The 25,473-nt window shown below is 68.4% G+C and carries 31 protein-coding genes; 3 read left to right on the top strand and 28 right to left on the bottom strand.

What is annotated here, in order from left to right; all coding sequences use genetic code 11:
• Nucleotides 1-27: 27 nt before the first annotated feature.
• The 17 genes from DFI_RS18455 to DFI_RS18375 form a co-directional block, all read right to left on the bottom strand.
• Nucleotides 28-573: a hypothetical protein gene (locus tag DFI_RS18455; protein ID WP_027464350.1), complete on the bottom strand. Its 546-nt coding sequence runs from the start codon at nt 571-573 to the stop codon at nt 28-30.
• Nucleotides 574-643: 70 nt separating this feature from the next.
• Entirely contained in the window at nt 644-1,216 is a 573-nt protein-coding gene (locus tag DFI_RS18450) for a hypothetical protein (RefSeq protein WP_027464351.1), read from the bottom strand.
• A gap of 80 nt (nt 1,217-1,296) precedes the next feature.
• A complete protein-coding gene (locus DFI_RS18445) occupies nt 1,297-1,698 on the bottom strand; it encodes a hypothetical protein (protein WP_027464352.1) in 402 nt (133 codons plus the stop codon).
• 175 nt (nt 1,699-1,873) lie between these two features.
• Entirely contained in the window at nt 1,874-2,170 is a 297-nt protein-coding gene (locus DFI_RS18440) for a hypothetical protein (RefSeq protein WP_027464353.1), read from the bottom strand.
• A 6-nt stretch (nt 2,171-2,176) separates the two neighbouring features.
• Complete coding sequence (locus tag DFI_RS18435; RefSeq protein ID WP_027464354.1) at nt 2,177-2,674, bottom strand: DUF2227 family putative metal-binding protein; 498 nt, start codon at nt 2,672-2,674, stop codon at nt 2,177-2,179.
• 7 nt (nt 2,675-2,681) lie between these two features.
• Complete coding sequence (locus DFI_RS18430; protein WP_027464355.1) at nt 2,682-3,380, bottom strand: hypothetical protein; 699 nt, start codon at nt 3,378-3,380, stop codon at nt 2,682-2,684.
• Between the two features lie 120 nt (nt 3,381-3,500).
• On the bottom strand, nt 3,501-3,950 hold the full coding sequence (locus DFI_RS18425) for an XF1762 family protein (RefSeq protein WP_043779915.1): 450 nt from the start codon (nt 3,948-3,950) through the stop codon (nt 3,501-3,503).
• A gap of 2 nt (nt 3,951-3,952) precedes the next feature.
• Nucleotides 3,953-4,378 (bottom strand): hypothetical protein, encoded by a 426-nt coding sequence (locus DFI_RS18420; RefSeq protein WP_051308382.1) that lies wholly within the window; start codon nt 4,376-4,378, stop codon nt 3,953-3,955.
• 167 nt (nt 4,379-4,545) lie between these two features.
• Nucleotides 4,546-4,929, bottom strand: coding sequence for a hypothetical protein (locus tag DFI_RS18415; RefSeq protein ID WP_155864630.1), 384 nt, complete (start codon nt 4,927-4,929; stop codon nt 4,546-4,548).
• Between the two features lie 159 nt (nt 4,930-5,088).
• Nucleotides 5,089-5,592 (bottom strand): hypothetical protein, encoded by a 504-nt coding sequence (locus tag DFI_RS18410; RefSeq protein WP_027464358.1) that lies wholly within the window; start codon nt 5,590-5,592, stop codon nt 5,089-5,091.
• A gap of 4 nt (nt 5,593-5,596) precedes the next feature.
• On the bottom strand, nt 5,597-5,977 hold the full coding sequence (locus DFI_RS18405) for a hypothetical protein (RefSeq protein ID WP_027464359.1): 381 nt from the start codon (nt 5,975-5,977) through the stop codon (nt 5,597-5,599).
• Between the two features lie 193 nt (nt 5,978-6,170).
• Nucleotides 6,171-6,470 carry a hypothetical protein gene (locus tag DFI_RS18400; RefSeq protein ID WP_027464360.1) on the bottom strand — a complete coding sequence of 100 codons (300 nt, stop codon included), beginning with the start codon at nt 6,468-6,470 and terminating at the stop codon, nt 6,171-6,173.
• 227 nt (nt 6,471-6,697) lie between these two features.
• Nucleotides 6,698-7,168, bottom strand: coding sequence for a hypothetical protein (locus DFI_RS18395; protein ID WP_027464361.1), 471 nt, complete (start codon nt 7,166-7,168; stop codon nt 6,698-6,700).
• A 52-nt stretch (nt 7,169-7,220) separates the two neighbouring features.
• Nucleotides 7,221-7,649, bottom strand: a complete 429-nt coding sequence (locus DFI_RS18390; RefSeq protein ID WP_051308383.1) for a hypothetical protein — start codon at nt 7,647-7,649, stop codon at nt 7,221-7,223.
• Between the two features lie 35 nt (nt 7,650-7,684).
• The gene (locus DFI_RS18385; RefSeq protein ID WP_027464362.1) at nt 7,685-7,963 is read right to left on the bottom strand and encodes a hypothetical protein; all 279 of its coding nucleotides are present in this window, start codon (nt 7,961-7,963) and stop codon (nt 7,685-7,687) included.
• Between the two features lie 232 nt (nt 7,964-8,195).
• On the bottom strand, nt 8,196-8,876 hold the full coding sequence (locus DFI_RS18380) for a hypothetical protein (protein WP_027464363.1): 681 nt from the start codon (nt 8,874-8,876) through the stop codon (nt 8,196-8,198).
• A gap of 302 nt (nt 8,877-9,178) precedes the next feature.
• Nucleotides 9,179-10,549: a hypothetical protein gene (locus DFI_RS18375; RefSeq protein ID WP_118376038.1), complete on the bottom strand. Its 1,371-nt coding sequence runs from the start codon at nt 10,547-10,549 to the stop codon at nt 9,179-9,181.
• Nucleotides 10,550-10,976: 427 nt separating this feature from the next.
• Here DFI_RS18375 and DFI_RS18370 point away from each other — a divergent pair, with 427 nt between their 5' ends.
• On the top strand, nt 10,977-13,241 hold the full coding sequence (locus DFI_RS18370; RefSeq protein ID WP_051308385.1) for an EAL domain-containing protein: 2,265 nt from the start codon (nt 10,977-10,979) through the stop codon (nt 13,239-13,241).
• A gap of 129 nt (nt 13,242-13,370) precedes the next feature.
• On the opposite strand, the gene DFI_RS18365 is transcribed toward DFI_RS18370, so the two are convergent.
• The 10 genes from DFI_RS18365 to DFI_RS18320 form a co-directional block, all read right to left on the bottom strand.
• Nucleotides 13,371-13,688 carry a hypothetical protein gene (locus DFI_RS18365; RefSeq protein ID WP_027464365.1) on the bottom strand — a complete coding sequence of 106 codons (318 nt, stop codon included), beginning with the start codon at nt 13,686-13,688 and terminating at the stop codon, nt 13,371-13,373.
• A gap of 10 nt (nt 13,689-13,698) precedes the next feature.
• The gene (locus DFI_RS18360; protein WP_081426049.1) at nt 13,699-14,361 is read right to left on the bottom strand and encodes a DUF1963 domain-containing protein; all 663 of its coding nucleotides are present in this window, start codon (nt 14,359-14,361) and stop codon (nt 13,699-13,701) included.
• 159 nt (nt 14,362-14,520) lie between these two features.
• Complete coding sequence (locus DFI_RS18355; protein WP_043779921.1) at nt 14,521-14,856, bottom strand: HU family DNA-binding protein; 336 nt, start codon at nt 14,854-14,856, stop codon at nt 14,521-14,523.
• Nucleotides 14,857-15,032: 176 nt separating this feature from the next.
• Nucleotides 15,033-18,005, bottom strand: a complete 2,973-nt coding sequence (locus DFI_RS18350) for an ATP-binding protein (protein ID WP_155864631.1) — start codon at nt 18,003-18,005, stop codon at nt 15,033-15,035.
• 93 nt (nt 18,006-18,098) lie between these two features.
• Complete coding sequence (locus tag DFI_RS18345) at nt 18,099-18,701, bottom strand: hypothetical protein (protein WP_027464368.1); 603 nt, start codon at nt 18,699-18,701, stop codon at nt 18,099-18,101.
• Between the two features lie 158 nt (nt 18,702-18,859).
• Nucleotides 18,860-19,132 carry a hypothetical protein gene (locus DFI_RS18340; protein ID WP_027464369.1) on the bottom strand — a complete coding sequence of 91 codons (273 nt, stop codon included), beginning with the start codon at nt 19,130-19,132 and terminating at the stop codon, nt 18,860-18,862.
• Nucleotides 19,133-19,391: 259 nt separating this feature from the next.
• The gene (locus DFI_RS18335) at nt 19,392-20,057 is read right to left on the bottom strand and encodes a hypothetical protein (RefSeq protein WP_027464370.1); all 666 of its coding nucleotides are present in this window, start codon (nt 20,055-20,057) and stop codon (nt 19,392-19,394) included.
• Complete coding sequence (locus DFI_RS18330) at nt 20,038-20,604, bottom strand: hypothetical protein (RefSeq protein ID WP_155864632.1); 567 nt, start codon at nt 20,602-20,604, stop codon at nt 20,038-20,040. Before DFI_RS18330 ends, DFI_RS18335 begins: the two co-directional genes overlap by 20 nt.
• 95 nt (nt 20,605-20,699) lie before the next feature.
• Nucleotides 20,700-22,256 carry a J domain-containing protein gene (locus tag DFI_RS18325; protein ID WP_027464372.1) on the bottom strand — a complete coding sequence of 519 codons (1,557 nt, stop codon included), beginning with the start codon at nt 22,254-22,256 and terminating at the stop codon, nt 20,700-20,702.
• 49 nt (nt 22,257-22,305) lie between these two features.
• A complete protein-coding gene (locus DFI_RS18320; protein WP_027464373.1) occupies nt 22,306-23,076 on the bottom strand; it encodes a hypothetical protein in 771 nt (256 codons plus the stop codon).
• A 137-nt stretch (nt 23,077-23,213) separates the two neighbouring features.
• Between DFI_RS18320 and DFI_RS18315 the strand changes: the two genes are divergently transcribed.
• Complete coding sequence (locus DFI_RS18315; RefSeq protein ID WP_027464374.1) at nt 23,214-23,939, top strand: hypothetical protein; 726 nt, start codon at nt 23,214-23,216, stop codon at nt 23,937-23,939.
• On the opposite strand, the gene DFI_RS18310 is transcribed toward DFI_RS18315, so the two are convergent.
• A complete protein-coding gene (locus tag DFI_RS18310) occupies nt 23,822-24,943 on the bottom strand; it encodes an acyltransferase family protein (RefSeq protein WP_081426050.1) in 1,122 nt (373 codons plus the stop codon). The genes DFI_RS18315 and DFI_RS18310 overlap by 118 nt on opposite strands.
• Nucleotides 24,944-25,041: 98 nt before the next feature.
• Here DFI_RS18310 and DFI_RS18305 point away from each other — a divergent pair, with 98 nt between their 5' ends.
• Nucleotides 25,042-25,446, top strand: coding sequence for a hypothetical protein (locus DFI_RS18305; RefSeq protein ID WP_027464376.1), 405 nt, complete (start codon nt 25,042-25,044; stop codon nt 25,444-25,446).
• Nucleotides 25,447-25,473: the final 27 nt, after the last annotated feature.

Below are 25,473 nucleotides of genomic sequence, written 5' to 3'. Positions count from 1 at the left end.
CGCCTCCCAGGACTTCCGCGCCACGGCCTACTCCTCCCAGGGGTAGGGCTTGTCCTGCTCGGCCGACGCACTGCGTTCCGCAGCGCCGAGCGCCGAGTCGCGCAGGACCGTCTCACAGTCGCGGCTGAGGGGCAGCTCGCCCCAGACGTTGATCTGCTGCGGGGTCACGCTGGTCAGGGCGATCTGGCGGTCGGTGCCGGCGCTGCTGGTCAGGATCAGCACGTGCCCTTTGGTGGTGTAGTACCCGAGTTCCGAGTGCCGGCGCACCAGGTTGTTGTACGCAAACCGCGTGGCGTAGAAGTAGCGGTTCTTGGAGAGCAGGTTGAGCTCGATCCGTCCGGTGACGCTCTGGCTGCCCACCTGCTTGACGAAGGTCTGGCAGTACTTGCCGGGTGTCACCACGACCGTGCGGGGCGCGTAGATCGCGGAGCTGCGCGCCTCCTCGATCTTGACGCTGGCGATGTTCGGGTCGAAGCGCGTCAGGATCACGTAGTCGTCATTGGTGTTGCGGTCCTGGCAGCCGCTGAGCAGCGCGGTCAGCAGGGTCAGGCCAAGGGCTTTGTGAAAGGTCATCGGAGGGCTCCTTTGAGTTCGGCGGCCGGGCGGACCCGGCCAGGGCGCAGGGCGTCGGGGAGAGAGCCGTTCAGCGGCTCATCATCCAGGGCAGGGTGTTACGGGGGGCGTTGCTCAGCCTGCTGCGCTGCGTGCCGCCGTCGGTGTAGATGCGGATCACGTTCCAGCCGCGCACCAGGTTGAGGTTGTACGTGGCCGTCGCGTTGCCCTCAGTGCAGGTGCCGATGATCTGGCCGGTCTTGTTGGCGAACAGCCACCCGTCGACCACCGTGGTGTTGCCGCTCTTGCCCTGGCGGCGCAGCACGTACAGCCGGTCGCTGCTCTGCGCGACGAGTCCCGTGAAGAGCAGCGTCTTGAGCCCGAACGTGGTGGTGCCGCCCGGACAGCGCGGCGCGGCCAGCGCCATGGTCTCCGTGGCGGCGTCCTTGAACTCCACCGCGAACTGCCCGTTGGGCTGCAGAACGCCGGTCACCAGACCGACCGTGGGGGAGTTCGGCTGGGTCAGGGGCATCAGCCGGGAAGTCTGTTTGAAGAACTGACGGTAGTCCTGCCAGTTGCGCACGCTGCCCGTGTCGCGGCCTGCCGACGCGGGGGAGAGCGTCAGACCGGTGAGCACGGCGAGAACGGTGAGGCTTCGTGTCATGCCCCAGTGTCACTGCGGGTGGGTGGACGGGAACCAAAAAAATGCTCCTCCGGACGGAGAAGCACGGGAGGGGAGCGGCGTTACTTGCCGAGGTTCTGGGTGTACTCCCACTGGGCGCGTTCCTGCTCCTGCCGGCGCGCCTCGCGCACCCCGAACGGATCGATCACGTCGTACGCGACGACATTCTCGAGGGTCAGCAGTCCGCGGTCCTCCTCACGGGCGGACCGGGCCGGCGCGGCGGGCGGCGTGCGCTCGAGGATGTGCAGCGCCGTACTGACGAACCCCTGCGTTTCCGGAGAGGCCCGGCGGAAGAGGGTGACCCCGAGGCTGCCGAGGGCCACGCCGAGGGCCAGCCACAGCAGCGTCAGCGGAAGGGTGTGGGGGTGATCGAGGGTGGCCGCGGACCAGCCGTACGTCGAAAACAGCCAGCACGCTCCCACCGTCAGCCAGATCACAGGGAGACCGTAGAGAAGCGTGAACATGCCCGTATTGTGTTGTAGTCCTGCGGGCCCTGCAACTCCTGGCCGCATGGCGTACGCCGCCGGTCGGGCTTCTTCGGCGCCGCCCGCGGTGGCAGGGCGCACCGTCCCGACGTCCTGCGCGCGAAATCGCCAGACCTGACCCGCCGCATGCAGCGCCGCGGCCGTGCCGGTGAATTCAGGCCTGAAGGGCCGGTTGTTGACGCAGCGCCGCTTCGAGAACCCCGATCAGGCAGGTGCGCTCGCTGGCCCCCACACTGAACGACGCCTCACCCAGGTAGAGCGTGCCTGACGCGTACCGCACCGACTGCCTGGACGGCATCATCTCGAAGCGGTCGCCCTCTTCGACCGCCTGCAGGAGGAACGGTGTCTCCAGCTGATGAATGACGCCGTACCCGATCGGGAAGCCGGTCTGGTCGTAGGCGGTCAGCATCAGCTGCGCGGCCTGGCATCTGGCCTTGAGAAAGTAGTCCATGCGCCCTCACAGTCGCTTGAAGCTCAGCGGTATGCGGTCGGCGATCAGGTGCAGCACCTGCGCCGCGTGGTACCCGCAGTACGACCATAGCAACACCTTCACAGGCGGCGCGGTGGAGAGGTGAACGGGGAGACTGGGCAGCGGGCTGTTCCAGGGCGTGCCGGTGCACAGGCGGACCAGGAGCAGGAGGAGCGCGGCGATGGCTGCGAGGTACGCGACGCGCAGCAGCGGTCCACGGAGGTAGGTGTGTGACACGCCGCGGTGCTTGGAGAGCATCCGCAGGGGTGACCACACGGCCCCGAGCGGGCCCCACGCCCGCTGGGCGTCAACCTTGACGCCGCGCATGTCGAGGTCGGGGGTGATCCAGACCGTTCCGATGATCATGCCGGCGGCCACGCTCAGGCCGGGCGTGTCGTCAGCAGGACGGCCGAGCACCTGCCAGAGCATCATTCCGGCGCCCAGTACAGAAAAGTTGATCAGCGAGTGCGTCCGGCCACTGGGCATGACGCTGTTATAGGGGGCACTTGGGTGAGTGCCCGGATTCTCCGCGGAGCACCTGGATCAGGTGAGGCAGCGCCTGGTCCGGCACGTCCCTCAGCGCCCTGAGGCTTCCTGGCGACGCGCTCAGCACGTGGGCGAGCGTACCGAGCAGGGGGTCGAGGCCCGGCTCGCCGTGCAGGGCGTGGAGGTTGACCGGCACGCCGTCCAGAAACAGGCAGCGCGTCCCCTGGTCAGTCCAGACGCCCAGTTCGAGCTGGGCCGTGTCCGTGATCCACAGGGGCAGGTACGGCACGAACGGTTCGGCCTGGTCACTCAGGGCGTACTTCCGGAGCAGGCTCAAGGTGCGCACGGGTTCGCAGGGCACGAGCAGTTGGGTGTAGACCGCGTCAACGGTGCTGGGGTTGAGGGTGACGTGTTCGCACACCGCCTGGAGGGACGCGGCGTCGGCGTCGGCACACCACTGCCGGACCGCCTGCAGCAGGTGATGGGCCGCTGACGAGGGAAGCATGGTCTGCAGCGACCGGGTGAGGTTCAGCGCCGCCGGGCCGCGCTCGCCGCTGCGGTCGTCGTAGGCGAGGACGCGCCCGGGCGGCCCCCCGCATGTGCCGAGCAGCAGGCCCTGGTGCTCGTGGGTATCGAGGTGGAGCACCGGGGTGACCGGACCGGGCAGCGGAGGGGATTCGAGGAACGCGGTTCGCAGGACCCTCATGCGCGGATGGTCCTGGAGATCTGGGGAGTGGCGCGTGCGGGCTTGAGCGCAGTGTTCATGGGACCTCCGGGAATGGACGCGCCCCTGGAGGGCAGTCCAGGGGCGCAGGCGGTCAGGGAATCAGGGGAGTTCGGGCGCCTGCCAGAGGGTCTTCACTCCAGGTTGACGAACTGGCAGGCGGTGGCGGCTGGGCGCGTTCCACTCGCCACCGCCTGCCGGGCCGAGCCTGCGCCAGCCGCTGGCAGTCAGGGAGTACCCGTGTTCCTGAGCGAGCGTGTACGTGAACATCCTGCGGTACCCGAGGGCCTTGGCTGCACGCCAGGCCGCGCCGTACAGCATCGAGGCGGCGTTGGCGGCGCCTGTGGTGCACAGGCGCGTGACTTCCAGGGTCGTGCCGTCGTCGTACCCGCGGGCGACCGGCCGGCCGACCATCACCACGCCGACCACGGCGGCTCCGTCATTCACGGCAATGCTGAACTTATGGCCTTGAGGCGGGCCGAGATGCCGGTGATGTTGGCGGACGAAGGCGCACGCTTCCTGGAAGCTGATGGGCTGCAGCGTCAGGGGCATGGTCAGTTGCGGGTGTGGGCCGCCTCACCGAGGAACAGCAGGCCTGGATCGTGCGGGAAGCGCACCTCGGCGTTCAACACCGTTCCACGGGGGCTTTTCGGGTCGATGGTGAGGATGTGGGTCGCCAGCAGCGGGGGGCGCGGGGTGGGGTCGATCGCGTTGACGATCACCCGGCCGTGGTTGGGCAGCATCGCGCACCAGCCGGCTGCGTCGCCAGAAAACGCGCGCATGGGGAGGATGGCCTGCTTGGTCAGGACGTCGTTGCTGTCCCAGTACTGCAGCAGCACGCAGGCGTGCTCGCGCGTCCAGGACTGCATGTCGACGTCGATCTGCAGCTCGATCCAGTCGGGGCTGTCGGGCAGCATGTTGGTCCATCCGGGCACGATGTTGCGCTGGCTGTTGGTGCTCCTGAAGATCGTGTCACTCATACCTTCAAAGTACGGACGACTGGGTGTTTCCAGGCGTGCGTTCTCCTGGGAGGTGGCCTGAGCAGCATTCGGTCGGAGGACCGCCCTGGGACGCTCGTCGTGGCTCCGGGGGTGGACTGGAAACGCCGCACCCCGGTGGGGGCGCGGCGTTCCTTGACAGGCGGGGTTTAGCGGAAGTCGATGTAGTGCGTGTTGAAGTAGTCGCCGGCGGGGCAGGTCGCGTGCGAGCGGTACGTGCCGCTCTGGTTGCGCCACTCCCCGTAGTCCCAGCTGTAACGGTTGGCGATCCCGTCGTCGTTGCAGCGCACCACATAGCGGTACTGCGTGCCAGGCGCCGAGTTGTAGCAGTACGCGGACGCGTTCGTGATGATGTTGCAGTCGGCAGAGGCTGCTGCCAGGTCGCCGATGTGGCGCCGCTGGATGCTTTCACCGTTCTCGGTGATGACGCCGCTTTCCGCGCTGGGGGCGGGCGGGGTGGTGGCGGGCTGTCCGCAGGCGGCGAGGATCAGGCTGAGCGCCATGGTGACGGGAAGAAGACGTAATCCTTTCATAGAACCTCCTGAGGTCCCTCCTGAAGCGCCCAATGCAAGGTTTTCAGGGGGTCAGGGGTCACCCTACTGTTCCCTGGCCCATCATTCGAGCGCATGTGGAGAGATGAGAGAAGTCGGAAAACTTCAACATTGGAGCGTTTAGCGCTTGCTGTCTGCGATCTAGAACGGTTCGGACTCGTCGGAGAGGTCCCGCTCCATGTACTCCAGGACGCATGTGCCGGCACGGTTCGGGTCCTCGAGTTCCAGCAGCGCATGCAGCACGCCCGCACTGACCCAGGCTGTGAGCGTGCCGTACCGCTGGGCCGTCGTGCGACCGTGCACCAGGCGCACACCCCGGACGGTGCCCTGACCGCACGGCCAGCTTCCGGTGACGTACACCGTCACGTCCGCGGTCGACTTCTCCTGCAGAAGCTGCACGTCCTCATCGGCGTGCCGGGCGGCCGGCTGCCAGGCGAACAGCGCACTGATGCGGGCCACGCTCGGCACCGCGAGGCTGTGCGTGAGGTTGTGTTCGTCCGTGACGTACTCGCCGGTCTCGTCGACGTGCAGCGCGGTGCTGCCGTGGGGGGTGCTGACGGTCACCCGGGGCAGTTCGGCACGGACGGCCGCGCCGATCATGCCGCTGAGCTGCGCGGTCAGGGCGGTCAGGGCGTCTTGGAGCATGACGTCATTCTCCCTGGGCCACCGGGGCCCGCGGCCGACCCTGCGCGTCGAGGATCACGCTGCTGTGCACCTGCGCGACGTCCTGGTCCACGCAGAGGAACGTGGCGTGCACCCCGTCAGGCAGCCGGGTCAGGTCCGTGATGAGCACGGGAATGGTGAACGTGTGCAGGGGCGTGACCTTCAGCCCCGCGACGATGCGGCGCTGGTCCCGGCCCAGGCCGCGTCTGGCGGCCTCGTGCTCCAGCTGGCGCAGCTGCCGCTGGTACTCGGGTCTGGTTTCGGGAGGGGTGTAGGTGTCGCGGACAAGTTGGAGGTCCTCGGTGTCTCCGAACACGAGGCGGGTGGCGTACTGGTGATGGGCGGTCGGGAAGTAGACGTGTTGCATGTTGGACGCTGACGCCCAGGCGGACCGGGGCAGTGCGACTCCTTTTCCTGGATTGGGACCTGGCCGCGGGAGCGGGGCCGGCAGGGTGACGGCCTGACCGTCCCAGCGGGAGGCTTGCGGGTGCCGGTCACCCGCCTGCGGGTGAAGGGGGGTCAGGATCGGGCGGACGCCGTGGTGGTGTGGCGGGCGCGGTTCAGCGCAGCAGGTCTTCCAGCACCTGGCGCTGGACGTCGTCCGGCAGGGCGGTCATCCGTTCGAGGCTGCCCAGGTCGATCTGCCGCTGGCAGTCCAGGAGGTACGCCTCGACGGAATAGCGCTGGGCGCCGCTGAGGTCCTCAACCGTCAGGCGCTGGCCGAACAGGTGTTCGCTGACCTCCAGGACGTTTTTTCGGTGGTGGGCGAGATGCTCCCGCAAGTGCTTCTGCTGAGCGTGGATCCGCCGCTGTTCGCGGGTCAGTCGTTTCGACCCGGAGTGGTGCCGCGTGCGTGCCATGGTTCAGTGTGGTGTTCTGTTGAGTGGTAAATCAAGACACGCCATTCTTCTTGATACGGAATCAAAACCACTCCTGATTGCCGGGCAGGGGAGAGGAGACCCGGCGCAGGCGCCCATGGGGGCCCCTGCACCCTCCGTGCGGGTGACCCACCGAACGGCAGCGCGGCCCCGGGGAGGAGCCGCGGCGGTCACTCGTGATGCTGGCTGGTCGGCGGCCCAGGGCGCCGTCAGGCGGCGCGGTCTTTCCACTGGATGCCGCGGAGTCCGACCTGCGCATGCACCACCTGACCCTGCTCGACGTACACCGCCACCTCCGACTGGTACGTCGCCAGGACCCGCCCGAGACCCACGAGAAGGGCCAGGCTCGCGCGGACTTCCACCGGCAGGGTGGGGGTGAGATAGATCGAGGCGAGGTAGAGGGCGACGGCCAGCAGCAGGCCGAACGCGGCGCCCTGAATGACCTTCCCCTGCATGCGGTCGGCGTCGAAGCTCAGCAGCAGGGTGTACGCGTCCCGGTCCCGGTTGGGCAGCAGCTTCATGGTCCGGTACCAGGCCATGCTCCAGTCGTGCTTGTACTCCTCGTACTTCACGAGGTTCATCTGACGCTGCGCAGGCGTGGGTTTGATCTTCAGCAGCGCCTGCGCCTGCTTATGTGGATTTCGGCTCTGGTCCTTTTCCTGCGGGATGCTGGGCCACATACGCCAGTGTCCCGGCGGGTGGGTGGCGGGACCCTGCCTGCGCTCCGGAGGCTCACGCGAATGGCGCCTCTTCACCCGCCCGCCCCTTGCGGGGGTCGCGCAGGGCCACGATCCGCTCCAGCGTCTCACCGAACGCCAGCAGCTCCGCGCTGCTCGCCAGGCGGTCCACGGCACCCGCATTCAGGGCCTTGAGCTCCTCCCGGGTCACGGCATACTCGGCCGCTTCATGGCCTTTGAGTTCGTGCAGCACCTGGTACGCCGCAGCGGCCGTCACTTCGCCCCGGCTGGTGGTGACGGTCTCGTGCGTGGTCATCTCCTGCCCGACCAGGGTGACGCTGCCAGCGCTGACCAGCGTCACCCGGTCCCCACGTTCTTCCATGTGCCCCGCCAGCCACAGCAGGGTCCGCATGTGAAGCATGCGCTCGAACAGCGCCATGTGGGGGAGCATCATTCCGGCCTGCTTCAGCAGCTCTTTGTCCATGGCCTGAGTATGTGGAGCGCGCGGGTGAATGCCCCTCAGTCCCGGGCGTACGGAATGAGGTAGCGGCCGTCCCGGGTGGTGACGATCAGTCCGTCGACTTCCGCCTGCTCATCGGCCTCGATCAGGCGCCCGAGGGCCAGGTCGGCGAACGGAACCTTCCGGAAGTCGCGCTCCTTGTCGAGCGAGGCCATGCGCTGAGAGTCCAGCACGTCAATCTCGACGCCGCTCTGGTCCTCATCGGGAATCACGTAGATCACCTGCGGCTGCTGCGAGAGGACGAAGCTCACGAACGTGCTCAGGCTCTCCTTGCTCACGCCCGCCCCCCCGTCAGCCTCTCCGCCGTCCCAGCGGGAGAAAGGGGCGTGGAACGAATGAACGGCCGGACGGTGCACGGCACCGCTCTGGGGATCGGGTGGTCACAGTGGGTCATGGGGCACTCCTTTGGGGGAGGGAAGGGGCGGATCGCCCGCGGACTCCGGCGCGGCGGACGTCATCACGGGTTCACCCTGGCGAGGGGCCAGGGTGAAGGGTCGTGCGCAGGCCGGTTCACAACGCGAGCAGGGCGAGCACTTCCGCGTACGGTCGGAGCCCGAGGAGCGTCGGGGCCTGCGCGAGGAAGTGGTGATCGCCGAGGCGGGCATGCAGGGTGAACATCCGGTCCAGGACCACCGGCGGGCCGACCGTCCCCGCGCGGCCCATCGGGACGCGGTCCCACGCCGGGTCGGGGCTGGCCAGAAGCAGCTGTTGCAGGCGGGTGGGCAGCTCCTGCAGGTCGTGTTCGTTCAGCAGGCGGCTGTCCTCGCCCGCGGTGTGCCACTCCAGGGTGTGTCCGGTGAACGCTGGAACATTGCCTGCGTCCGTGGCTGGCGGGGCTGCCTTGAAGGCGCGGAGCGCCTGGATCAGGCCCTGCGCGGACGCGTACCGGCGGGCGTGGCCGCCAAGGGCGACTGTCACGCCACCCCCCTCCGCCTGATCGATGCTCACCGGCCCGTGCGGGGTCTTCCAGACGCTCACCCACCCCACCTGGCCCCAGTCACGGCGCTCCTCGGTGAACTCGGGAAAGCGGTCTGCCACCAGACTCAGGAGGTCATCGCGGATGTCCGGCAGCGGCGTCAGCACCGGCTGATCACGCCTCGCCGCGTACTGCCGATCGCCATGCCAGAAGGTCACGATGTCCTCGCCTTCCGTCCAGTCGCGAAGCGGCAGGTCAGGGTCAACAAACTCCACGGTGGGTGTGTGTGCCGGGCACTCAGGATTCAGGAGCCACGCGCGAAGCAGCTGCGAGCGGTCGGGATCAGACGGAAGAGGAAGGACCATACGCCTGACCGTAGGCCACAGGTGGGTGACTGGCGCGGGCGCCGGGTGCAGTGCAGGCCGCCTGGAGCCCTGGTGGGCCCGGACCAGACCTGCATCTGCCGGTTCGACTGGGGGTCTGGCCGGGTGCCTGACGGCTTTAGCAGCGCCCGCAGCTGGCGACGTCGCGCAACGCCGCGTCAGGCGCCGCCAGACGAAGGCGGCGCCGACGGTTTTCAACCCAAGAGCTCAGCTTCACCGGCGCCATTGAAGCGCACGGGCGGGGCAGCGCGTTCGTCGTTCAGGGCTTCTTGGCCGCGGGCCGCATACTCCTTACGCAGGCAGTCCAGATCGGACAGGCGGTCAGGTCCTGGCCGGACATACAGGTACAGGCCGTTGTTCGCCTCCGTATGATTGAGGATGTGCTGTAGAAAGACCGGGCGGTAGCTCTGGATGTATTTGCGTTGCGGGTCGCAGACCATACACATGTCGCACAGGTACACCCCCAGAAGGGCCACCCGTACCGCGGGATGCCCGGTACGCTGGTAGGGCAATGCCAGGAACTGACTGATCCGCTCAGCCTGGGCATCCAGGAACTTGGCCCGCTGGTCGCCCCCGCGCAACGCCGAGCAGAACGCCAGCCAGCTGAGCAGGTCCGGCCGCGCCCTGTCCGAGCTGGCGTCGATCATCAGCAGGCCAAGCTGGGCGATGGTCTCCCGCCAGATCACCGTGCCTTCGTTGATGCAGTCCGGGTAACTTCCGCTGGCAAAGACGGGCTCGATCTTCCCTTCGAAAAAGAACATCAGCAGGTCATTGGCGATGGGATGCTCCCAGTCTGTGATGCGCCGGTAGCGCCGGTACGCGCCAAAGAAGCGAAACAGGCGGAACACGGTCGTGTCGCGCTTGTTCGCCTCTGGGGAGTCCTCCTGAATGGCTGTGGACGCCCAGGGCTTCTCGTAGCCGTACTTGCCATGCCCCTTCACCACTTCCTTGAGCCTGGGCAGTACGGCTTGACCGGCGTCCAGAACCGACCGCCGCAACATTGCATATTTCGCTTCGTTTTCAGTCACCGCCCGGAGCTGCGCGAATTCGTGCTGCAACGCGGACTGGAACTTCGCCAGGTCCAGACTGATCGTTTGCTGGACGGCCTGGTGCTCACTGCTGTACTGAGCCTTGATTCGCTCGAGTTCCGTCTGGTTTTCGCGCAGGTACGTGGCTTTGACGCCCTCCAGGTCTTTTTGAATCGCCAGCGTGTAATCAGCGTGGGCCTTCGTGTAATCGGCCTTGATTTTCTCCAGGTCCGCTTGATTGCGCTTGGCGTATTCCGACCGCAGGAGTTCGAGGGCCCCGCTGTTCTGATGCCTGATGGCTTCAAGATTCTGGCTGTGCAGGGCCGATATGAGGGAGCCCAGAGTTGCTGCGATCAAAGCGGCGTACACAGCAGGGGTTGTCAGGTTCTGTGCCCACTGTGGCGCTCTGGCGCCGGACTCTGCAATCACGATCCCGGTGATCACGGCGGCGATGAAAAGAAGCAGCATGATGACCGTGAGGCCCCACAGGGCTCTGCTGGTGCCACTTGGGACTGATTCGCCGCTGCGTGTTGTCATACGACCTCTCCTGATTCGTCCCTCCAGCACTGGATCGGGCGTCAGCAGGCAAGAGGGAGGACTGGGGTGCACATTGTGACAAACGTACGAATCCATTGTACCGAAGGGCCTCCCCGCCTTGATGGCCAGGCCGCCTGAGCAACCGGCACTCCTCGCGGGCGCCTCTGACCACGGCGGGACGGCGGACTCGACCTGCTCTCCCATCCCGTGCCCCCCCATCAAAGTCAGACCGGACTGCGATTTTGTCAGGCAGGACGGTCTATCGTCGGGTGTGCTTGACATCCCCGGGCCAACACGAGCGCCCTCGTCCCCCTGGCAGGCGAGACTGGATGCCGCGGATCGACTTATTCTCACCGATCCCCTGCAGGCGACCGTTCTGCTCCAGGGCATCTTTCAGCTCGTCCAGGAGCAGGAAGATCAATGCGGCATGGCGCGCACGCTGACGCTGCTCGGGGGGGCCTATCTGGCCCGCGGAGATGTTCCCGGGGCGCTCGACGCCTTCACGCAAGGCCGTGACACGGCCGTGGATGTCGGTGATGGCGTCACGGAAGCCCGCGCTCTGAACGGGCTTGGTCTCGTCGCCCGCGAACAAGGTCAGTACGGGGAAGCGATGGAGCATTACCTCAACAGCCTGCACGTCGCCCAGGCACACGGAGACGACGCTGGGGAGGCCCGCGCGCTCGGGAACATCGGTCAGGTCCAGGCGGACCTCGGCGATTATCAACTGGCCCTCCAGACGTTCCGGGAGATGCGGCTGCTGGCCGAGCGGGCCGGGCACGTGCCCCTGCAGGCCTCCTGCGCCGTGGATATCGTGTTCGCCCTGCACGAACTCGGCCGCTATGAGGAGGTTCTGGAGACCGCCGCGGCCTTCCTGCCGTTCATCCAGACCCAGGGCCTGACCCGGCACGAGCTGGTGCTGCAACTGAATGTCATGGCCAGCCTGACCGCCACGGGCCGGGCCGCCCGGGCCGCTCTCCTGGGCGACCATGTGCGGGGGCTCGCCGAGCAGGCCGCCACCCGCGAGCAGTTGACGCATTTCCACCTCACCCAGGGACACGCGCTGCTCGAAAGTGGTCAGCTGGACGGGGCGGAGGCCCTGCTCGAACAGGCCCTCGTGGCCGCGCGAAGTGACCACAGTGCCACGCAGGAGCGCCTCATCCTGGGTCACCTCAGTGAGCTGTACGCCCGCAGGAACGAATGGGAGCGCGCCTTCAGGCTCAGCCGGGAGGCGCGGGTTCTGGACAGCCGGCGCCGCGTGCAGGACCTCGACCGCAAGGCGCGGGTGCTCAGCGTGCAGCTGCACACCGAGATGCAAGCCCGGGAAGCACAGGCGGAGCAGGCGCGGACGGCGGAACTGTCCCGCATGTCAGAAGAACTCACTGCAGCGCAGCGGCACCTCGCCGCTCAGGCCGAGCAGGCACACCAGGACCCCCTGACAGGCCTGCCGGGCCGCGCGCAGTTCCAGGCGGAACTTGACCGGCGCCTCGCCGAAGCGGGGGACGCGCCCCTCGGAGTGCTGTTCATCGACCTGGACCACTTCAAGGCCGTGAACGACGCCCTTGGCCACACTGTTGGTGACCGTCTGCTGCAGCAGGTCGCCCGACGGTTGCGGGCCGCGGTACCCGGCAGTGGAATGGTGGCCCGCACGGGCGGCGACGAATTTTTCGTGACCCTCCGCGGACTCGCGGCAGAGGAGGCCGAGCGCCTCTCAAAGGCCATCCTGACCAGTCTGGCGGCGCCGTTCGACGTGGACGGGCACACCCTGCACGTCACCGCGTCGATCGGCGTGGCTGTCGCCCCACAGGACGGCCGGGACGTGACGGCCCTGCAGAAACACACGGACATCGCCATGTACCGCGCCAAACAGTCCGGGCGGAACCGCGTCCGGACGTACGAGGCGGGGATGGACAGCGAGTCCGCACAGCGTCTCATCCTGGACCGCGACCTGCGCGCCGCGCTGACGACTGGAGAGCTCCTTGTGCACTACCAGCCCGTGGTCGAGGCCGTGAGTGGGCAGCCACAGGGGTTCGAGGCCCTCGTCCGCTGGGCGCACCCACAGCAGGGCCTGGTCTCTCCGGGAAAATTCATTCCCGTGGCGGAGGACACCGGCCTGATCGTGCCGATAGGCACTTGGGTGCTGGGCGAGGCGTGCCGTCAGGCGGCCGCATGGCAGGGGCGCGGCCAGGCATTGACCATGAGCGTGAACGTAAGCGCGCGGCAGTTCGAACAGCCGGACTTCGTGGCCATCGTCCGGGACGCCCTGGCGGAAAGCGGCCTGGACCCGCGCCTGTTGATTCTGGAGCTCACCGAACGGGTCGTGCTGCGCAACCCGGAGGCTGCGGCCGTGCTCCTGCATGACCTGCGGGCCCTGGGTATCCGGATTGCCCTGGACGACTTCGGCACCGGGTACAGCAGCCTCGGACTCCTGAAGACGCTGCCCATCGACGTGTTGAAGATCGACCGCTCGTTCGTTCAGGGAGACAGCGCGGAGGTGATGGTCGGCGCGATTGTTTCGCTCGCGCACGCCTTCGGCCTGAAGGTGATCGCCGAGGGGGTGGAAACCTCAGAGCAGCTCGCCATGGTGCAGGCCCTGCACTGCGACGGGGTGCAGGGGTACCTGTTCGCTCGGCCGGCACCAGCGCATGAACTTATGCCCGTGCGCCCCGGGTGGCCCGTGTCGCCTGAGCAGTGAGGGCCGCAGTCCGGCTGCAGTACCAGGCGCGGGATCACTTGACGGGAAGCCCAGGCGGGACCTGAATCAGCAAGGCATGGCGACGCCGGGCGTCGCAGGGTTCGTGTCGGGCGTGGGGACAGACCGGCGTCACGAGTCGTCGGGGTCGCGGTGCTCCTGAACCTGCAGGCCGATGAAGGCCAGGGCAGTGAGGAGGCACAGCGCGGCGGCGCACAGCAGCAGGCTGAGGGCGCCGCTGCGGTGGTAGAGCACCTGCGCGGTGATCAGGGCAGCGAGGGCGAGAATGGCCAGCAGCGTGTTCTGCGGGCCCTGAAGTTTGAGCGTCTGCACGAACTTGCGGGCGCCTACTTTGGGTTTCCCGGTCAGGAAATCCAGATTGCGCCAGAGCACGGCCGCGCTGACGGTCGCCAGGAGGGCGGCGGCGATCAGCGCGGCCAGGTCTGCCATGGATCGCAGTTTAGTAGCTGAAGAAGTCGCTGAAGACCAGACGCTCTTTGGCGTTGAAGAAGATGTACCCGCACCCTTCCACGCCGTAGTTCACTTCGAACGGCGTGTCGTACGGCTGCCCGGCGTGGGTGCCCCGCTCGGGCAGCTGCAGCAGCAGGAACCAGTCCTTTTCGGACAGGGCCGTGCTGTAGTCCGTCGCGTCGCTGATCGGGGTTCCACCGATCTTCGGAACGGCGTACAGCTGCTGCACCATCTCGTAGCTGAGCTGCCCCGGTCCGTCGCACAGGTTGTACTGGTCCTCGACGGCCCGCCAGTGCGGTTCGACCTGGGGGGCCGTTTCGAGGAGGTAGCTCACCTCGGAGTAACAGGGGCCGGTCGGGCCGGGCGTGCTGGTCGGCTGGCGCTTCTGAAGGATGACTGCGCAGTTGTCCTCGAGGTAGGTCTGGGTCTGGGCGTCGAAGGGTTCGAAGAAGATGTAGGCGACGTCGTGTTGGTTCAGGGCGGTGGGGTGCAGGTCGATCTGACCCAGGAAGCGCAGGGGGCGGCCGGTGTGGGGGCTGATCGGCCACTCGGCCTCCTGCATCCATACTGGCTGGCCTCCGAGTTTGGTGACTGGCCCCTCCAGCGGTTCGCGCTGTGCCGTGAATGAGGTAACCCGCTGGACATGGTGCATGGGATCAATTTACGTGCGCGTGGGTGACCGAGCCGGACTGCACCGTCTCCAGGCGGTTGTTCCCGGCCGCGTGCCTCACGGCACCGGACCGGGACGGATGCCCATGAAAAAGGGGAGAACCACTGAGATGTGGTTCTCCCCTTCGATGCTGCGTGGGGGTTACAGGGTGCTCTTGAGGTCGGCCGCCACTTTGAAGGCGACCTTCTTGCCTGCGGGAATGAGGATCTTCTCGCTGGTGCCAGGACGGACGCCCGTGCGTTCGGCGGTGGCCCGGACGCTCAGGGTGCCCAGGCGCGGCAGGCCGACACTCTTACCGTCGCGCAGGCTGCCGACGATGGAGTCGATGACCGTGTCGAACGCGTCTCCGGCCTGCTTCTTCGTCAGGCCAGACGCTCCAGCCATCTGCTCGACGATCTGCGCCTTGGCGACTTTTGTGTCCTGCTCCTTGCGGCTCGCTCCCTGGGCAGCGGCTCCCTTCGTGCTCTTTCCAGTCATCTACTCTCCTTTTGTGCCTGGGACTGATCATCTGTGCGGTGGGCCCGGGCACGGGTGTGGGACACCCAATTCGACGCCGACCCTGACAGGGTCAGGGTGAACGCTGTTCAAGCATCGGTGCAGTTGGGTGGCGTTACGCACACAAGATGCCTTATGGGCGCGGAGCGTGGCAGGGGTCAGTTGGCGTTCCAGCGCGTGCCGAGTGCGGCCGGTTCGCCACATTCGAGGTCGAGGACCGCCTGCTGCGCCGCGTGACTGAGGTGCGTCTGCCCGAGACTCTGCGCGGCGCGCTGCACCCGCTCGTACGCCTCGCGGTCCTGAGTCAGGTCCGCAGCACGCACCAGGTAGGTCAGGGCCGTGGTGGGCTCAGCGCTTTTCACGGCGTCTCTGAGCACCTCGACGGCGTGCATGCGCAGCACGTCGCGGTAGTGCACGACCCATTCGCTTTCGCTTCCGGCCAGGAACGAGTCGGGGTGCGTGCGGAGGACGTCGTCGGCTGAGCGGCTGTTCAGGAACGCCTGCACGTCACTGGCGAGCTGCACGCCTGGGTTCAGGACCCATTGCGGGTTCCGGCGGCCGTGTCCGGCGGAGCCCAGCAGGTCCCCGATGACTGGGGCGTCCTGCGCCGCGGCTTTGCGGAAGGCGGCATTTATGGTGCTGCGGGCGACCTGTGCGGATTGCCGGGCGCGTTTGAGGTCGCCGTGGCCCCAGACGTGATCGGCCAGTTCATCCTGTCGGGCGTTGGGGTGCAGCAGCCAGTAGGTCAGGGCTTCGAGGGCCGGAGTGTGACCGAGTTTGACGGGGTGTCCGTTCAGGGTGACTTTGAACGTGCCAAAGGTTGTGAGGTGAAGTGCCAGCGGGGCGGGCGGGGCGGGCTCGATTCCGTTGAGCTCCGTGATCATTCGCTGGAAGTACTCGGCGTCCCAGCCCCGTGCCACGTACTGCTGCAGCAGGGGCATGACCAGCCCTGGGAGGGTGCGGAGGTCGCAGAGGTCCTCGGGTTGCGTGTCCAGCGCGGTGCGCAGTGCTCGGGCGTCGGCGGCCGTGAGCACGGATTGCCGGCGGTGAATCTCTCCGCGCAGCACTTCAGTCAGCACGAACGTCCGCTGCGCGTAGGCCAGCGTGGTCGCCGCGGCATTGTTCAGGTGCGCCAAGGCCCGGTCGAGGTCTCCGGCCGTGTACGCGGCGTAGGCGTGCATCTCCTGAAGGGTGGCCCAGGGGCCTTCGCCGATCGTTGCCCGGTCCTCACCGGTCAGGCTCAGGACCTGGCTGAAGGCTTCGAGCGCCCGGGCGCGGTCCTGCCCGAGGACGGCGGAGAAGTACACGTGATACAGGGAGTCGATCATCTGGTTGACGTGGCCTCGCCGGAGAAACTCGCCGTAGGCCTCCCAGATCAGGGCCCGCCCGTCGCCGATGCGCCCCAGGCGGTAGTAGGTGCGCCCCAGGGTCTTCTGGAGGGTCGGCGCGGCCAGAGGGAAGCTGCGCCGGCAGGTCACGAGGGAGCTTTCCAGCAGGCGGGCGGCCTCGGCCGTGCGGCCGGTGTACGAGTACAGGCCCCCGAGCTGATCGACGACGGGCATCAGCCGGTGCGGCAGGCCCAGCTGCACGCCGGCCTGGTAGCTGCGTTCGAACTCGCGCATCGCGAGCTCGTGGTGCCCTTGGCGCTGAAGCACGCGGGCTTTGACGGACAGGGTCGCCACGCGCAGGCTGGCGTCGCCGAGGCGCTCGGCGCGCTCCACGGCTTCCTCTGCCGCTTCGAGCGCCTGCGCCAGTTCACCCTTCATCTCGTGGTGCACCGCCTTGATCCTCAGCAGCTGGATGCGGTCGCGGGCGTGACGGGCGACGGCCAGGCCGGCGTCGATGTGGTGGGTCATGAGCGGGCGGTTCATCGTGCGCAGCCCGACCAGCGCCAGTCCGAAATGCACGCTTGCCGTGGGATGCAGCGCGAGCTGCGCTTCGAGCAGCGCCTGGCCGCGGGTGATGTCGCCGGTTTCCAGAACGGCCAGGGCGTAGATGGAGCGGAGTTCGGCACTGAGATGCGTGGGGGGAATGAGGCTGAGGGTCCGTTCAGCGAGTTGCCAGTCGGCCGCCTGGTACCACCGGGGGACGAGCTGCTCGGCAAGGCGCACGGCGCGCTTGGCCTGTCCGGCGTCCACGTGGTGCCGGATGGCGCTGTACAGCTGGTCCTGGACCTCGGCAAGCTGCGCAGCGCGGGCGTGCAGCTTGCGCCACCGCGCCGGGTGCTGGCGCAGCTGGGCGGTGAGCCGGTCCCGCACGACGTCGTGCGGCACGTACCGGCCCTTGCCCACGGACGTCATGGGCAGGCCGGCCTGCTGCAGCTGGCGGATCCAGCCGTCAGGCAATTTCACGTCCAGGCAGGCGGCCGCGGCGTCACTCCAGTATTCGAGGACGGACAGCGCCTGGAGTTGACGGGCCAGCCGGTCGGGCAGCGCGTTCAGGACGCTGCTGACCAGTTCGTTGGCGGGGGCCTCCGGGCCCGGGGGTTGGGTGCGCAGGGCGAGCATGATGCCCCACGGCCACCCGTGGTAGGTCGTCTGCAGCTCACCGGAACGTGCGGCGGTGCCCAGCTGCCGCGCGGCGGCTGCCGTGTCGTCGGCGGTGAACTGCAGCTGGTCGGCGGTGATGGTCACCCCTTCCTGCCGCTCCTGGAAGGGGGTGAGATCGAAGGCCGACCCTTCACGCTGGGCGAGGATCAGACAGTGGCCGTCGCCCAGACGCTCCGCGAAGAACGACAGCAGGAGCGCGGATTCACTGCTGAGCATCTCGCCGCCGTCAAGGCAGTACGACAGGTCCTGCTCGTGGGCGTTGACGTCCTCGATCAGGGCGCGCAGCAGCTGCGCCCGGCTGGTGCCGGTGTGCACGGCGCGCTGCCACTGAGGCAGGGCCACGCCGGCCAGCCGACTGCCGTGCGCCAGGTCGTTCAGGAGCGCCGCGGCGTCTTTGGCCTCTTCGTTCAGGCGGATCCAGACGGCCCCCGAGTCCTGCCGCGCAAACTGCGCCAGCACGGTCGACTTGCCGTACCCGGACGGTGCGGAGAGGAGTGTGACCTTGACGCCGTGTTTCTGGGCTTTCAGCAGCTCAGCGCGCCCGATCTCGACCGGGAGCACACCTGGGATGACGAACCTCATGGTCCGCCGCGCAGACCGTGAGGACGTGCTGGAAGGCATCGCCGGCAGTATGTCTGTCGCGGACGTTCACTGTTGTCACACGCCGGGGCGGGGTCAGTCGTTCTGTGCGTTCAGGCTGTCGATGATCCCGGGCAGCACCTGCTGGCCGAGGGCGCTGGGCGTCGTGTACGTGTAGATGTGGTACGGCGGTTCCGGCGTCATCACCAGCGTGGATTTGGCGCTGAACCCCTCATCGCCGCGGGTGAAGACGACGTCGCAGGTGACGACGGTGATGTCGCCGTTGGTGGCCTGGTGGGTGGTGACGTTCGACGCCCACCAGCCGAGGCCGTCACGGGGGTCTTCGTGAAACAGCGGCGTCAGGAACGGCGCGGCGGGCAGGTCGCCGGGAAGTTCAGGGGCCCGCAGGCGCAGGGCGTGCAGGCTCTGAATGGCGATCTGCACCCGGCCTTCGGAGATCGTCACCCACTGGCCCTGAATCTCGATTTCCAGGTCGTTGAGTTTGCGCCGAACGTTGAACACGGTGTGGTACCGGTCACTCCAGGTGGCGCCCATGGTGATCAGGCGGCCGATGTTGCCTTTCATGGCCAGGGCGGCGTTCAGTCCGGGAAGGCGGTAGACCCGTCCGTCAACAGGTTGGTCGGTGATCAGGGGGAGCGGCGTCAGCAGTTCCGGGTTGACGCGCCGTGTCGGGCTCATAAGGCAGAGTGGTCACCGCGGTCCGCTGCAGTGGCCAGGAGGTGAACGGCGGGGGTGCACACAGTGACTGAGTGTGACCCAATCCTGTATTCAAAGTCCAGAGCAAACGTGCCCCCCCTCAGGGGGGCCATGTGATACGGGAGTGGCGGCCGTGACGGCTACTGGTCCCAGCACTCCTCGTGCCCGCCCCGGTTGTGGAGCAGGTCGTCTTGAAGGGCGTTCAGCAGGCCTGGGGGGGCGACGATGCGGTGCTCGTCGAGGCGCTCCTGGATCTGTTCGAGACTGAGGCCGCCGCGGGTCGCTTCCGGGTCGAGGCGGTGGTCGTAGACCGCCTGGTCACCCCGGCGGATGATGAGGAAGAAGTTCCGCTGTCTGCGGCTCCAGCCCGTCGAGACATGGTGTCCCGGGCGCGAAAACGTGTGCTGACTCATGAAGGTCCTTGGGGAACTTGCGTCTGGGACAGCCGCCAGGCAGGGTTCCGGCACGGAGTTGGCCCGGTGGGTAGTCGGGCGCAGCGTGCCTGGCAGTGTGGTCCGGGCGCAAAAGGAAGGGGGAGAGGGTGGGGGGAGGTCGGAGCGTGGCGTGAGGAGATTCCGGACCTGCCTGTGGGGAGTGCAGGCAGCTGCGTCCTGGCAATCGTCTCCAGGCCTCCGCTCGGCGCACAGGCTATAGCAGCAGGTCTGAAAAGTTCTAAAGACTTGCCTGCACGGCCTGTCCCCGGGGCGCGGGGGAGCCGGCAGGCGGCCACGCGCACACGGGGGCCACTTGACCCGGGGACAGGATGGGCCCGCTGACCGCAGGGAGAAGACCAAGGCGCTCCGGCCACGGGAAGATCACGCTCAGGCTGTAGCGGTGCGGTCCCAGGGGCGGCCGGTGGTGATGAAGCAGCACGTCGTGCCCACCCCGTTCAAGGTCCTGGTGCAGTTCCTGTGCCACGCGCCGCCGCGCCCCGTCATCCAGGGCGGCGAGCAGGGCGTCGGGGCGGCCCTCGACCTCCCGGCAGCGGGACGGGACATGCGCCAGCCAGTGGCTGAGCTGGTCTCGCACGTCCGGAATGCGCTGGGCCAGCGCGGCGAGGTGTTCGCTGAGGTCGCGGTCGACGCCCACGTACAGCGGCCGGCGGGGCGCGTAGCGGATCTGCGTGATGTTGGCGCCGCTGACGCCGCGGCGGTAGCGCAGGCCGCCAGGCAGGGCGTAGCGCAGCGCCACGTCCGGGACCGCGCTGGCACTCAGGCCCAGCAGCGCGAAGATGTGCCGGCTGACCGGGACGTGGTCGGCCGCTGACCGCCAGGCGGGAACGGCGGAGCGGCTGCCGTGGTACCACTCCGCGGGTACATTAAAACGGGAGCTCCACACGCTCGCACCTCCCATCGGGCGTGAAGACGTACTCGGCCAGGGCGTGCCCTTCGTCGGCGCACAGGGTCAGGCCACCCCCGGCGTTCAGGTCCACGCTGGTGATGTTCCCGCGCCGCTGAATCTCCTGTTGGGCTGTGCGGATCAGCGGGTGGTCGGCACGCAGGGACAGCACGTCGCCCGGCGTGACCATGCGCGGCAGCGGGCCGCTCCAGGGGTCCTGGCTGCGCCGGTCCGTGACCGTGCCGTCCGCATGAATGGCGATGCGCAGGTGACTGAGCGGCAGGGCCTCCACGGCCTGGAGCGCGTCGAGGCCGGTGACCCTCGCGCGGGCGCGCGGCCAGGACGGGTGCGTGTAGAACGGCTCGCCTGTGCAGTCCCGGCGCGGTGTCCAGCCCATGTCCAGGAGAGAGGCGTGTCCGGCCTGGCCGGTGATCGTGAGGTCATGGACCGGGCTGCGGCGGTGGCCCAGCAGGTTCAGCGCGCTGAGCCCGGTGATCAGGACGTCGAGTCCGCTGGTGCGGTGAAGGAGCTTCTGCAGGCGTTTCATGCCGCACCCGCCACCCCGCCAGGGGTGAAAGGGGGTGGCTGCGCCCGGACCGGCCGGGCGGATGAGCGCGGCGCGGTCCGCCTCACTGCCGGCCGTCACGCGCCCGGTCCGGTCAGCCAGCGGTACGCGGCGTTCAGGCGCGTGGCCTGCACCTGTGCGTCCGGACTGCTGTTGTGGTCGGGATGCAACTGCCTGATCTGCGCGCGGTAGGCGGCGCGGATCTCCTCTGGCGGGCTGGACGGGGTCACGCCGAGCAGGCGGAACGGGTCACCCTCCTCCAGCGCCTCGCGCAGCAGCCGCGCGTGGCCTCTCAGTTCACGCACGTGCCGGTCGCCGGGCGGCAGGGCAGGGTCGGGGCGGAGCAGGGGAGACCAGATCCACGCGGTGCACGGCTCTCGGCGCAGGTCAACCAGGAAGCCGTTCCATAACGCGGCGTCCGGGTGGTGGGGCTCGGCCGGGTCGGGATGGGGCCACAGGCGCACCTGGACCGGGCCGTCAGGGTGCGCGATTTCGACGTGATGGCTGCCAGTGACGGTCACAGGCCAGGGCATCTCGTCGCGCAGCTGGCGCCAGGCGTCGTGGATCAGGCGGCGGATCATCTGCTCGGCCGGTGAGGCCAGCACCCGGGTGGGGTCAGCTGGGCGATCGACCTCCTGGGGCAGCGTGTACGCCGCGCTGCGCGCCGCCGGCTCAGACGCAGCGGGGCGGGGGGCCAGGCTGGCCAGAGCCTCCACCGGAGTCAGGGGGCCAGTGTGGGGAGTGGGCGGACTCTTCCTGCCCCGGGCGCGTGTTCCCGGCCGTGCGTTCGCGCCGCCCGCCCGGGGCTGGGGGGGTCCCTCGGTGGGGTGAGGGCGCGGCGCTGCGGCGGGTGTGCGGGACGGGAGGGTGCCGGTCAGGCGGTGAAGGTGCTCGGCGGCCACGGCGGGCGGACCGATGAGGGTCTGTCCCTGCCCGAGGTGCCAGTCTTTCGGGCGGTAGTGCCCCTGACTGTTTTCCGGCAGGGCGACCCACAGCAGGCGCGTGCCCCGGGCCTTGAGGAACTGCAGCTGTTTCTCGGTGGGCCACAGCCACTTCACGCCGAGGCCGTCGGCATTGGCCTTCTCGATGCCCCAGGCGGTGTGCAGCGTCACGGTCTGACCGTTCGGGGCCACCAGGATCCGGCTGTGCTCAGGCAAACCCGCGCGCCCCCGGCTCTTCCACCCGTTCAGGTGCGCGGCAAGGTCCCGCAGGCGGGCGTCGGTTTCCCTCAGGTGCCGGGTGCGGGGGCGGGTCAGGACGACCGTGAGCACGGCCACGAGGGCCGTGCTCAGCAGCAGGCCCGCCCAGGGCGTGGTCCACGGCAGCGGACCGAACAGGTCCCGCAGGAAGATCACCAGGTGCTTGCCTGGCCAGGTCAGTGTCAGCAGCGCGAACGTCAACCCGGTCCGGACCGCGCGGCGCAGGAGGCTTCCAGGCCACGCGGCGGCCACCGTCAGGCTGAGCAGCAGCAGCGGCGTGCCCAGGTGGGCGCTGGTCATCGGCAGCAGCGCCGTGGGCAGCGGTTCAGGGCGCGAGAACAGGCGCAGGGCGCTGGCGGCGAGATGCAGCGCCGACGCCTGGAGCAGTGTGGTGATCAGGCTCAGCCGGAAATGCTGAAGTCGGAGAGGCGTCATCTTCCTTCCACCGTACGAACTCAAGGGTGGTGGCGACCCTGCCGCCCGGTCACCGGACCGGGACGAAGGGCACCCACAGCGCCTGACCGGGCACGTAGCCCAGGGTGACGCCGCGTGCCACGGGCTCCCGAGTGTAGTCCGTCCACTGGAAGCGGTGGTCTTTCAGGTCGTCTTCTGCCGCGAGCAGGACCTCCTCCAGAACCGCGGCGCGGGCCTGCGCGATCACCGGCTGCCATACCAGGCCGGCCGACCGGCTCCACGCACACAGGACGCCTCCCGGCCCCCAGAGTTCAGCGGCGTGCAGGTCAGGCCCGGCGTGTTCGGCGGCATTGAGCAGCTCCGACAGGCAGGCCTTGACCGGGCCGTCAAAGGCGTACGTGCGGGCCTGGTCCTGTTGAAAGAGCAGCACGCCTGTAGACGCACTCACCTGCTCGGCGTCTGCCTCCCGCACCGCGTCCTGATACGCCGCGATGCTGGACGCGAGGGCATGCATCGACGCGCACCGGGCGACGACGTAGTCGGAGTGCGCCCGGTTGAGGTCAGGTCCGGGTTTCACGATGCGGTGGTCGTCCGGCGGCGCATGCACGGTCAGAATCACCCGGCCGTCCTGAACGGCGGCGAGCGGCCCGGATGAACCTGCGGCGTCCACCAGGCAGGACAGCTCCAGCATGATCGTGTCGAACGGGCCTTCACGCAGCGTGACGTCGCCGTGCATCAGGACGGTGGGGTGCAGGGCGAAGTGCTCGGCCGGGTCGCGGTGGCCCAGCCTGGCGGTAGGCGAGTGGGATTTCGCGTACCCTGGCGGTTTCTTGCGGCTCATGGCGGGCCGGCCTGCATGAACGGACTGAGGCGAACGAGGTTCGGCGGCATGAAAGCCCTCCTTGAGCGGCCGGCCCTGGGCGAGGGCCTGGATGACGTGCGGTCCTGCGCACAGTCGCGCGTCCGTACGATGGCGGTATGCCAGGTGGAAGCATTGAACAGGTGGTGGAAGCCTGCGCTGCACTGGAGCGCCTGCTGAAAGCCAGAGGCGCGGTCGGTCGTGGGATGGGAGAACTGGTGGCCAGTCTGGAAGACGAGCTGCCTGCCGAGATCCGGCACAAGCTCCTGGGGCTGGCGGCCGAACGCAACCGCGTGGTGCACAAGGCGCAGGCGCTGGGCGAGGCCCGGCTGGAAGTGTTCCTGGCCGACGCCGAGGAGGTCACGGCCTACCTGGAACCGCTGGTGGCTGAACAGCTTGCCACCGGGCACGTGTCTGGGGCGCTGCCGCTCCGGGCGCCGCCACCCATCGCCCTGGCGCCCGGCGAGCGCGCCGCAGGCAACCTGTTCGATACAGCCCGCTTCGCGCCGGTGCATCCCGGACAACGGACGTTCTCGCCGCCGGCGGGGCACCCGGCGCGCAAGGAAGCCGATCAGCGCGTCGCCGCCCAGCGGGCTGCCCGGCAGCCGTGGTTCTCGGCGTGGTGGTGGCCCCTGATGCTCCTGACCGTGGTGCTGGCCTGGGCGGGGCACGCCCGTGAACGGCCGTCCCTGCTGCTGATCTTCCCGCTGCTGGTGCCGGCGGTGTATCAAGGCCTGCGCCGTCCCGCGCCGGCGTGGTCGGTCCGGGCGCGGACCACCGCATTCGTGGTGTTCTGGCTGCTGATGTTCGCGGCGACGTACGTCCTGGTCTTCGCGCGCGTGTAGACCAGCCGCTCGACGGCGCCCTGCAACGCCGCGCCCGCGACGAACACCAGCGGCAGGCTCAGCCACCCGGCGAGCGGGTAGCCGACGAACGGCGCCAGCAGCGCGCACCCCGCGACGATCGCCGGGTAGTGACTGACGTAGAGGGCGTAGGAGTTGCGTCCCAGCCACTGGGGCACGCGGCTGTGCAGCGGTCCGCCCAGGTCGGCTCTCAGGCCGAGCAGCACCAGCCCCGCGCCGATCGCGCTGACGTACCGGAAGAACGGCAGGTCCGTGCCGAGCACGATCCGCAGGGCCAGGAGCACGGCCCCGATGAGGATGGCCGGGGCGTTCCAGCGGTCAGACCAGCGCGGCGGGCACACGGCGATCAGCACCCCCAGCATCACGATCGGCATGAACAGCATCGGGTAGAAGGCGAACGCCAGCACCACCATCACAACCGTGAACGGAGCGAGACTCGCCCAGCCGACGCGCCGGGCGAGCAGCACCATGGCGGGAATGAGGACGCTGGCGTACAACTCGACCGCCAGGGACCACAGGGGCGGGTTGAGGTTGTGGGCCTTGATGTCCCCGAGGATGCCCAGGCCCAGCCAGTTGACGACCGAGTGGAGTGTCAGGGGCGTCTGGAACTCAGGCAGGTGCCCGGTGAGCGGCACGTGGGTCAGAGCGCTGCCCAGCGGGTGCGCGATCAGCAGGCCGAGCAGCGTCCCGGCCAGACCGAGAGGGTACAGCCGTTTAAACCGCGCCGCGCCGTACCGCAGGGCCGTGCCGTGCCGCATGAAGCTCTGCGCGACGACCAGGCCCGACAGCACCAGGAACACGTCGACGGCCGGCGCGCCGATGTACCAGGCGACATGCTCGGTGAGGGACGGCCGCTTGTGGACTTCCGCGAACGGAACGTACGTGAGCGACCCGAGGTGGGAGAAGATCACCGCCAGCACCAGCAGGCCGCGCAGGCCGTCGAAGTTCCTGTTCCGGATGGACGTGGGCACAGAAGGTTGATTCATGGGTTCACCCGTGAGGAAAGGCAGATCGGGAATCGGTTGGCGGCCGCTGCCGGCCCGGGTGGCGCTGCGACCACCCACTTGCACCAAACACTGGGGGCATGCTGAAACACTTCATGACCGCCCTGCTGTCCGCCGCCGTCCTGAGCTCCGCCACCGCCGCCACCCTCCAGAACGGCTCCGTGCTCGACCAGGTGATCTGGAAGGTGGACCGGAACATGACCCCGGTCGGGCAGTACCAGGGCCTGGCCCTGTACGCCGCCGCGTCCGCGCAGCGCCCGAACGTGGTGATGCTCGTGGCGACCAACTCCCTGAACGCCGGTGCATGGAAGTGGTGCGAGTCCACCTTCGCGGCCGGCGAAGTGATCAAGGCCCTCAAACCGGGCCGAACCGAAGGCGACATTGACGTGACCCTGGCGCGCGGGGAGACCCTGCGCGTCGTGACCATCAACGCCGCTCACGCCCACCAGTCCGCAGGGCTCGGCACCGGCCGCTGCGGCGTCTGAGGCTCCCCTGATGCGCAGCGCCCCCAC

This window comes from Deinococcus ficus, from assembly GCF_003444775.1.
In the GTDB taxonomy this organism is placed as follows: Bacteria; Deinococcota; Deinococci; order Deinococcales; family Deinococcaceae; genus Deinococcus; species Deinococcus ficus.
This window is presented reverse-complemented; position numbering and strand designations above follow the sequence as displayed.